This window comes from Streptomyces sp. NPDC111744, from assembly GCF_055634995.1.
In genome coordinates this window covers 20803-27193 of record NZ_JBVKCG010000047.1, presented here as the reverse complement: position 1 = coordinate 27193, position 6391 = coordinate 20803, and the positions used below count along the sequence as shown (strand labels likewise).

Annotated in this window: 5 protein-coding genes and 4 pseudogenes; 3 read left to right on the top strand and 6 right to left on the bottom strand. The window is 69.4% G+C overall.

Annotated features, from left to right (window positions below):
* Nucleotides 1-140: 140 nt before the first annotated feature.
* Complete coding sequence (locus ACZ7OO_RS42840; protein ID WP_471512805.1) at nucleotides 141-383, bottom strand: hypothetical protein; 243 nt, start codon at nucleotides 381-383, stop codon at nucleotides 141-143.
* Nucleotides 384-442: 59 nt separating this feature from the next.
* On the opposite strand from ACZ7OO_RS42840, the gene ACZ7OO_RS42835 reads away from it, so the two are divergent.
* The 3 genes and pseudogenes from ACZ7OO_RS42835 to ACZ7OO_RS42825 all read left to right on the top strand — a co-directional run bounded on the left by ACZ7OO_RS42835 (nucleotide 443) and on the right by ACZ7OO_RS42825 (nucleotide 2466).
* A complete protein-coding gene (locus ACZ7OO_RS42835; protein ID WP_471512804.1) occupies nucleotides 443-1243 on the top strand; it encodes a maleylpyruvate isomerase family mycothiol-dependent enzyme in 801 nt (266 codons plus the stop codon).
* Nucleotides 1244-1675: 432 nt separating this feature from the next.
* A pseudogene (locus ACZ7OO_RS42830) lies at nucleotides 1676-1789 on the top strand (IS5 family transposase); the annotation flags it as partial.
* Nucleotides 1790-1815: 26 nt separating this feature from the next.
* Nucleotides 1816-2466 carry an IS5 family transposase gene (locus tag ACZ7OO_RS42825; RefSeq protein WP_471512803.1) on the top strand — a complete coding sequence of 217 codons (651 nt, stop codon included), beginning with the start codon at nucleotides 1816-1818 and terminating at the stop codon, nucleotides 2464-2466.
* Here ACZ7OO_RS42825 and ACZ7OO_RS42820 read toward each other — a convergent pair.
* From ACZ7OO_RS42820 to ACZ7OO_RS42800, 5 genes and pseudogenes are all read right to left on the bottom strand, one after another.
* Nucleotides 2423-2984, bottom strand: a pseudogene (locus ACZ7OO_RS42820) (hypothetical protein). The gene ACZ7OO_RS42825 and the pseudogene ACZ7OO_RS42820 overlap by 44 nt on opposite strands.
* A gap of 195 nt (nucleotides 2985-3179) precedes the next feature.
* Nucleotides 3180-3284 (bottom strand): annotated as a pseudogene (locus tag ACZ7OO_RS42815) (transposase); the annotation flags it as partial.
* A 5-nt stretch (nucleotides 3285-3289) separates the two neighbouring features.
* Nucleotides 3290-3909 (bottom strand): annotated as a pseudogene (locus ACZ7OO_RS42810) (IS110 family transposase); the annotation flags it as partial.
* A gap of 548 nt (nucleotides 3910-4457) precedes the next feature.
* Nucleotides 4458-5264 carry an MBL fold metallo-hydrolase gene (locus tag ACZ7OO_RS42805; RefSeq protein WP_471512802.1) on the bottom strand — a complete coding sequence of 269 codons (807 nt, stop codon included), beginning with the start codon at nucleotides 5262-5264 and terminating at the stop codon, nucleotides 4458-4460.
* A gap of 46 nt (nucleotides 5265-5310) precedes the next feature.
* Nucleotides 5311-6252, bottom strand: coding sequence for a LysR family transcriptional regulator (locus ACZ7OO_RS42800; RefSeq protein WP_471512801.1), 942 nt, complete (start codon nucleotides 6250-6252; stop codon nucleotides 5311-5313).
* Nucleotides 6253-6391: the final 139 nt, after the last annotated feature.

Below are 6391 nucleotides of genomic sequence, written 5' to 3'. Positions count from 1 at the left end.
CCCGCACCACGAACCCGGGAAGACCGTGAAACGAGCCGAAACCCTCACCGAACATGTCCGCTTGAAACAGCAGCGAGGTTAAACGCCAAGCTCAGTGGCTGTTGTTGTTCCGAACTTGAGGAGTGCTGGTCGAACGGGAGTCACATGAACTCCCAACCCGACCGGTCCTCCCTCGCCGTCGTGACCTCCGCGTCCATCACATCGAGCGGCAGCATGACCGCGCGCACCGGGTGGACGTCACGTCGCCGAGGTGCCAGGCCGCGTGGCGAGGCCAGAGCGCCCACAGGCACGACGCCTGGCGTACCGCCACCACCCAGCGTCCTCGCAGCAATGCGCAGCTTGTCACCCGAGCGGTGGGAGGCGAGGACGTCCGCAATGGCCAACCGGCGGCGACTGTGAAAATCGCTGTCCGATCACCGGAGCACGGTGATAGACATCCGGCGTGGAAGAGAATCTTGAGTTCCCCGACCTGTTGCGACTGATCGATGAACGGTCGACCGCCTTCCGCGCCGTGGTCGCCGCCGCGCCCGGTCTCGACGCACAGGTGCCGACCTGCCCTGGGTGGACGCTGTTCGATCTGGTGAAGCACCTGGGCGGGGGAGACCGCTTCTGGGCCGCCATCGTCGGCGCGGGGCCCGCCGACGCGCCCCCGGCCGAGGCCGTCGCCGCGCGCGCCGCGCTGGAAGTGCCGCAGGAGCGTGAGGCCCTGCTGGCCTGGCTGGACGCGTCGACGCAGCTTCTGCTGGGCGCCCTGCGCGCGGCGGGACCGGAGAGCGGTTGCTGGACGTGGTGGCCCGCGTCGCAGTCACCGCAGACCGCCGGCGGCACCGCCCGGCACCGGGTCCAGGAGACCGCGGTGCACACCTACGACGCCCAGCTCGCCGGGGGCGCCCCGCAGCCGCTGCCAGTCGAGCTGGCACTCGACGGTGTGGAGGAGTTCCTGTTCACCGTCTGCGCAACGCCGAGTGCCTGGCCGCACAAGCCCACAGCCTTCGACTTCCACGCCGCCGAGGGCCGCTCCTGGCGCCTCACCGTCGACGGCGACGGCGCACGCACCACCCGCATCCCCGCGCCCACCGCCGCGACCGGCGAGGACTCGGACGCAGCTGGCGCCTCTGTCCACGGCACGGCCAGTGAGCTGGTCCTCTACCTGTACGACCGGATCCAGGCCGACTCCTTGCACGTTGACGGAGACGCAGGGCTGCTCGACCTGCTCCGCGCCTGGGAGCCGGAGGAGAGGTAGGACGTAGCGGGGGCGGTTGGCCGCGCCTCGAGCCGGTAGGACACGACTCTTCGCCAGGTTCGTCAGTCGCGACACCGGGCTCAAACCCGCGAGGCGGCCTCGGGGCGTCACCAAGCCGACCGTCTACCTGGAGGGCAGTGCGAATTTGTCCGTCCCAGCGATCACGAGAAGCGACGCGACTGCCGTCGTCCCGATCTCGTCGAGAAGTCAGTCGGTCGGGTGACTGCGGCGGCTGCCGTGCATGAGAGCAGGGCCTCTTGGTAGCTCGAAGAGTGTCGAAGCCAACGTGCGGTCCAGGAGGCCCTGTTGTCGCATTTCTACGGCAACGCGGGAGTGGGGTCCACTTCGGCCACTCTCGCGTGTGACTGTCTGGCTCACAGGTTCGGGAACGCCAAAGACCACGGGGCGCGCGAGCGTCGGTATCCCACCGACATGTCGGACGCCGAGTGGGCGGTGGTCCGGCCACTGCTGCCGGTGCCGGGCTGGCTGCGGGGCCGGGGCGGGCAACCGGAGGCTTATTGCCATCGCGCGATGCTGGACGCGATCCGCTACCTGGTCGACAACGGCACGAAGTGGCGGGCCATGCCTGCCGACTTCCCACGTGGGACCGGGTCTACGCGTTCTTCCGGCGCTGGCGCAACCACGATCTGGTCCGCGAGTTCCACGACCGGCTCCGCCGCCTGGTCCGCGAGCGGGCCGGGCGGGACTCGGAGCCGGGCGCGGGCGTGATCGACTCGCAGTCGGTCAAAGCGGACGCGGTCGTCGGCTCTGAAAGCCGCGGCTTCGACGGCGGCAAGCTGATCAACGGGCGCAAGCGGCACGTCGTGGTCGACACCCTTGGCCTGTTGCTCGCGGTGATGGTCACCGCAGCGGATGTGGGCGACCGCGCCGCGGCCCAGGTCCTGCTCACCCAGGTCACTGCCGCGCACCACCTGCTGGCCCTGGTCTGGGCCGACGGCGGATACACCGGCAGCCTCGTCGAGTACTGCCTCGCGGCCCTCGCCCTGGTCCTCGCCATCGTCAAACGCAGCGACGACATGCGCGGCTTCGTCGTGCTGCCCAAGCGGTGGATCGTCGAGCGGTTCTTCGCCCACTTGATGCGAAGTCGCCGTCTCGTGCGCGACTTCGAGCGTTCCATCGCCAGCGCGGAGGCGATGGTCTACTGGTCGATGACGATGCTCATGACCCGCCGCGTTGCCCGGCCACGTCCTTCGCGAGCGTGAATCGGCCAGGTGCCGGCTCGATCAGCCAGCCGCGCGCCGTCAGCCGCTTGGCCTTCGATCGCAGTGCCTCCACCTTTCCCGGTACGGGGTCCAGGCCGAAGCAGGCGGCCATCTCCTGGCATGTCAACGCTCCTTGACCGAGTCGGTTACGGTCGCTGAGGGCCTGCAGGATGCGCTGGTAGTCCACCGACAGCGCCGACCAGGCCAGCCCCGCGCGCCACACCGGCACCACTGTTTTCGGCTTCGCCGCCTCCGCCGGTTCGGGCCGCGCAGGTTGCACACCGGGAGCCGACAGACCCTCGGAGCGACAGACCCTCGGAGGCAGCGGAGCCGACGACGGCGTCGTTACCCGGGGCCAGTACCTCGCCAACGCGTGAGCGGGCGATGACCCACTCGTTCCACTCCCGCTCAGCCACGGCCAGCTCCGCCTGGAGGCGGTCGACCTCCTCCCGCAGATCGTCGACACAACGGCGAGCGGTGAGCTCACGCTGTTCCAGCAGTCCCACGACCGACGGCATCCTCGACCTCCACCAAAGTAACGACACGACACGTCACCACTGCCACGAGACCGCCGACCCTATGCCTGACCAGCGAGAACACAGTCCTCAAGCCCGGAAAGACAACAACCTCTAACTCAGACCTGAGCTTGGGACGGCCAGTTCGATGGTGCCGGCCCGGGTGTCCCACTCGCGCGGGCATAGCCGTTGCGGTGGTTGCCAGGCGGCGCCGAGCATGACCTTGCGGATGGCTGCCACCAGGCCGCTGTGGCTGTCGGAGATGACCAGCCGGACCCCGCCCAGGCCACGTTCGCGCAAGGAGCGCCCGGGGCCTTCGGCCGGATCACCTCGACGAGTCTGCGGCGGCCGGCTCTTCGCAGGGCGGGCGGGGAGCTGTAGCGTTCCAGCGCCAGGTGAGGGCGGGGTGGTCCAGGCGGGGGCCGAGGACGCGTTCCAGGCTGGGGTGGAACTGGGTGAGCAGGCCGCGTATCCGGGTGGACGTGCGGGTCGCTTCGGCCGCGAGGTCCTGGTCGAAGCCGACGAGCACGGTCAGCTCGGCGGTGATCTCGTCGGTCAGTTCCAGGGAGCGCAGGGTGTGCGGCATGGTGCGGGCCGCGTCCGCGATCACGGCGGCGTCCTTGGCCTCGCCCGGATACAGGTCGGCGATCCGGCGCATCGCCAGGCCGGGCAGGTAGGCGACCTTGCAGCCCGCGTCCCGGGCCACGGTCAGCGGGAGGGCGCCGATGGAGGCGGGCTGGTCCACGATCACCAGTACGGTGCCGAACTTGGCGGTCAGTTTGTCGAAGACGGCCCGCAGTTTCGGCTCGCTGTTGGGCAGCTGCTTGTCGAGGACCTTCTTCCCGGTCGGGGTGAGCCCGTGGCCGTGGTGAGCGGTCTTTCCGACGTCCAGGCCGAGGAACACGCCCACGTCTTCGGTGTCGAACATCGTGCCCTTTCCGGGGAGTTGAACGTGCCGGCCTTGGCAGTGGTGTCGTACGTGCGCATCCACGTTATGCAGACCTGCCGTCCGCGAGCTGTCCGGCATTGCGCCGGACCGGGCGGTGGCCGGGCCTCTCATCAGCGTCTCCGACGGCACCTCCCGGGCCCGGTGGCACCACCCCCCAGGTCATCCGTTCGACAGGGGGACACAGTCATGCCGGGCCCGGAGGCCAGCGGCCCTCTTGCAGGACCGCGAAGAAGATAACGGGGGGCGTCCCGGTGCCAGCCGAAAGGTCGCGGTGCGCAGTCCTGCCGCCGAGACGGCTGACCACGATGCCGGGCATCCGAGGTGAAGCAGGTGCGCCGCCGCCGGTACCGGGTCGTGGTTGATCATTGACCAGCTTCTCGAGTGTACTGACAGCGAAGGAGGACAGTGCCGACCGGTGACAGCCGGGACCATGCTTGTCATATCAAGTACATTGGTGGGATGGTGCGCCTGTCAAGGCGGCAGGCCGGGCGGCGCGCCGCCGGGGCGCTGGCCCCGGGCGGACCGTGTCACGGACGCAAGGCCACCCACGATCCATGCGCAGTGATGCGCAGGAGTGACGACAGGCCTGCTTCGTGGAAGGCCAGCCGGATGTCGTCGAGCCCTTCGGAGAAATGCGTCCAGCCGTCGTAGTGCGCGGGCACGACGATCTCCGCGTCCAGGACCGCGGCCGCGGCCGCCGTCCGACGGCTGTCCATGGACAATGGCCGGCCGTCGGACTTCGTTGGCACGCGAGCCGCTCCCGCGTGCAGCAGCGCGGCGCTGATGCCCGGTACGCGGCGGGACACCTCCGCCACCGCGCGGATGGAGGCGTTGTCACCGCTGATGTACACGGTGGGCAGCCCCTGCCCGGACAGTACGAAACCGGTGACCTCGCAGTTGACGTTGCCGTCGGCATCACGCTCCCCGTCCTCGGGACCGTGGACCGCCGGAACCGCGAGGACGATGAGGTCGCTGTCGCCGTCCGGACGCGGCACGGAGTGGCTGCTCCACGGGGACAGGCCGACGGCCTGCTCGCCGAGCCGCGCAGCGGAGGTAGGGGTGGTGACGACCACCGGCGCGGCTTCGGCGAACGCCCGGCCGCGCTCGTCGAGGTTGTCAGGGTGCTGGTCGTGGCTGACCAGCACCACGTCGACGGCGCCCAGGGCGCTCTCCTCGACCGCCGGCCCGGCCGTCTTGGTCAGGTAGCCGTGCGGACCGGGCTTGTCGAACGTCGGATCGCTGACGAGCCGTATGCCGCCGATGTCGATCACGGCCGTGGGGCCGCCCAGTACGGTGATCGCGCACTCCTGGCGGAGCAGCTCCGTGCTCGTCATTCTCACCCTCACCAACGTGTTTCCTCGTTCGGATCCCCCACGCTAATCATTTCGGTGGTGTGCGGGAAATGTTCTCTGCTCGACATCCATGCCGGTTCGGCATCGTCGCTGTTGTTTTCCCCTGGGTGTGAGTGCTCTCGTGGCGCGACACCGCCACGGCGGCTTCGACGAACCGGCGGATGAGCGTCTGAGGCCCGTCCGGCAGATACATGAGCCTGACCGGGATCGGTGGCGCGTTGGTCAGGGCGATGAATCGCAGGGCCGGGTGCCGGGTCCGCCGCTGCGCCAGTTCGGGAACGACGCCGATACCCCGGTCGGCCGCCACTGTTTCCACCCACTCGTCGTAATTGGTGGTCTCGACGACTTTCACCGGTCGCTGCGCGGAGGGCCAGGACCAGGGACCGGTGGTACCGCTGACCGTGTTGACGACCAGGGGCCACTGCCGCACCTCGGACCAGTCCAGCCGGCCGCGTCCGGCCAGGGCGCACTGCCGGGCGCATACGGCGACGCGGGCCTCGTCGAACAGGAGAAGCGTCCGTACCGGCCGGGGAGGGGAGGCGTCGCCGCGGACCACGGCGATATCGACGGTCCGTTGCTGCAGGGCCTGCACCGGATCGTCGGTACGCGTCAGAACGACCGATGCGCCGGTGGCTGCCTCGAAGTCGCTCACGGTGTGCTGGGCCCAGGGGTCCGGAAGCAGCCAGCTGAATCCGAGCCGAAGCGTGACCATGCGGCGTGCAGCGGCCAGCGCCTGGTCGAAGGTGGCGAGGACACGCTCCACGTGCAGGAGGAACTCCGCGCCGGCGTCTGTCATTTCCACCTGTCGCGAGGTGCGGTCGAGCAGGCGGACGCTCAGCGCGGTCTCCAGCTGGGCGATCGTGCGGCTGAAGGCCGGCTGCGTGATCGACAGCTGCTGGGCGGCGCGGGAGAAGGAGTGCAAACGTGCCACAGCGGTGAAGGCCCGCAGGTGACGCAGCTCGACCTCCATGGTCGTCAGCACCTCTCGGCTATCGATGCCTGCTGTGCATGGAGCCAGCCTAATCGGCAATTCACCAGCCCGCCTTCCAGGCTAGCGTCATACGTGTGGCCCTGGAGGAGGGACGCACCCGGCGCCGTCGTCGGACGTG